The 2,201-nt window shown below is 74.1% G+C and carries 3 protein-coding genes; all 3 read right to left on the bottom strand.

The genetic code is table 11. The features are described 5' to 3' along the window. On the bottom strand, positions 1–324 hold a 324-nt coding region (locus tag HGA02_RS17085; protein WP_343035565.1), incomplete at its 3' end, for a laccase domain-containing protein. Between the two features lie 20 nt (positions 325–344). Then, positions 345–1,601, bottom strand: coding sequence for a cell division protein FtsZ (gene ftsZ / locus HGA02_RS17080; protein WP_168680376.1), 1,257 nt, complete (start codon positions 1,599–1,601; stop codon positions 345–347). Between the two features lie 230 nt (positions 1,602–1,831). After that, on the bottom strand, positions 1,832–2,201 hold a 370-nt coding region (locus HGA02_RS17075; RefSeq protein ID WP_210728738.1), incomplete at its 5' end, for a cell division protein FtsQ/DivIB.

Raw genomic sequence — 2,201 nt, 5'->3', positions numbered from 1 at the left:
CACGCAGTCGGCGACGAGCACGCCGACCGCGACACCCGGGGCGACGCCCACGAGCGCGTCGACCTCGCCGACCGACGCGAGCGGGTCGTCGTCCTCGGTCGGAGCGGCGCGCACGACCGCGACCTGCCGCCCGTGCACCTGCGTGCCGTACGCGACCGCCGCACCGACCCAGCGCGCGACGCGACGACGGTTCTCCGCCACGGCCGACGGGTCGTCGGCGACGCCCGCACCGAGGTTGAGCGCGTCGTACGGCGCACGGCTCACGCCGCCGGCCCGCGTCGTGAACCCGGCCCGGACACCCGGGCCGAGGTCCACGGCGAGCACGGCGAGCCCGCCCGGCACGCCTACTTGAGGAAGTCGGGGACGTCGAGCTCCTCGCGCTCCCGGCGCGGCGCGTCCTCGGTGAAGATGCGCGGCACCTCGAGCGCGCCGGTGATCGGCGTGGGCTCGGCCTCGGTGGACAGGAACGCGGGCACCTCGGGCTGCGGCGCGGGGCGCGCGGGGCGCGACTGCCCGTACGCGCCGACCGGCAGGACCTCGTCCTCGGGGTCGACGACGGGACGCGGCGTGGGCACCGACGGGACGGACGGGACCGACCGCACCGACGCACCGCTGACCTGGCCGAGCGCGCGCGAGTCGCGACGCACGACCGGGCCGCCGCCGTCGAACCCGGCCGCGATGACGGTCACGCGGACCTCGTCGCCCAGGGCGTCGTCGATGACGGCACCGAAGATGATGTTCGCCTCGGGGTGCGCGGCCTCCTGCACGAGGCGCGCGGCCTCGTTGATCTCGAACAGGCCGAGGTCGGAGCCGCCCTGGATCGACAGCAGCACGCCGTGCGCGCCGTCGATGCTGGCCTCGAGCAGCGGCGACGAGATCGCCATCTCGGCGGCCTGGACCGCACGGTCCTCGCCGCGCGCGAACCCGATGCCCATGAGCGCCGAGCCGGCGCCCTGCATGACGGACTTCACGTCGGCGAAGTCGAGGTTGATGAGACCCGGGGTCGTGATGAGGTCGGTGATGCCCTGCACGCCGGACAGCAGCACCTGGTCGGCGGAGTGGAACGCGTCGAGGACCGACACGTTGCGGTCGGAGATCGACAGCAGGCGGTCGTTCGGGATGACGATGAGCGTGTCGACCTCGGCGCGCAGCGCCTCGATGCCCGTGTCGGCCTGCACCGAGCGACGACGGCCCTCGAAGGTGAACGGACGCGTCACGACACCGATCGTCAGGGCGCCGAGCGAGCGGGCGATGCGCGCGACGACCGGCGCACCGCCGGTGCCCGTGCCGCCGCCCTCGCCCGCGGTCACGAAGACCATGTCGGCGCCGCGCAGGACGTCCTCGATCTCCTCGGCGTGGTCCTCGGCGGCCTTCTTGCCGACCTCGGGGTCCGCGCCGGCGCCGAGCCCGCGCGTGAGCTCGCGGCCGACGTCGAGCTTGACGTCGGCGTCGGACATGAGCAGGGCCTGGGCGTCGGTGTTGACGGCGATGAACTCGACACCCTTGAGGCCGACCTCGATCATGCGGTTCACGGCGTTGACGCCGCCGCCGCCGATGCCGACGACCTTGATGACCGCCAGGTAGTTCTGCGGAGCTGCCACGGTGGGTGCCTCTCGTTCCGAGCCGGTCGCGGGGTGCTGCCCGCGAGGGTGACCGCGACACGCCGCGGTCGAGGTTCAACCTTCAGGTTCAGGTTGAGGGTTAGAGTTATGTCAGGCGTGCTGTCAGTGCGTGACGCTAGGTGCCGCGCGCGCCGTGTTCAACGCACCACGCCGCGTGTCGCGCGACGTGTTCCGGACGCTGCCCGGACGCCGTCGCGCCGCCGGACCCGTCACCGCGTGATCGGCAGTCGCGGGGCCGAGACGTCGATCACCGTCGCCCCCGCCGCCGCGGCCGACGACCGCAGCGTCGACAGCACCGCGATCTTGAGCGGCGTCTCCGACGCGGACCCCCAGTCCACGCGCACGCCGTCGCGCAGCTGCATGGTGACCGTGTCCTGCGTGCGCGCCGACACGCCCTGCACCTGCGCCAGCAGGTCGGCGGGCAGCTGCTCGAGCACCGCGAGCACCGCGGACAGCGTGCGCGCGTCGCCGACCGGCACGTCGACCACCGGGAGCCCGTCCGGGGCGGTGTCGACCCGGCCCACCTGGACGCCCTCCATGTCCAGGAGCGCGAACCCGCCCTCGGCCGGCTCGGGCACC

This window comes from Cellulomonas septica (assembly GCF_012396155.1).
GTDB lineage: Bacteria > Actinomycetota > Actinomycetes > Actinomycetales > Cellulomonadaceae > Cellulomonas > Cellulomonas septica.
This window is presented reverse-complemented; position numbering and strand designations above follow the sequence as displayed.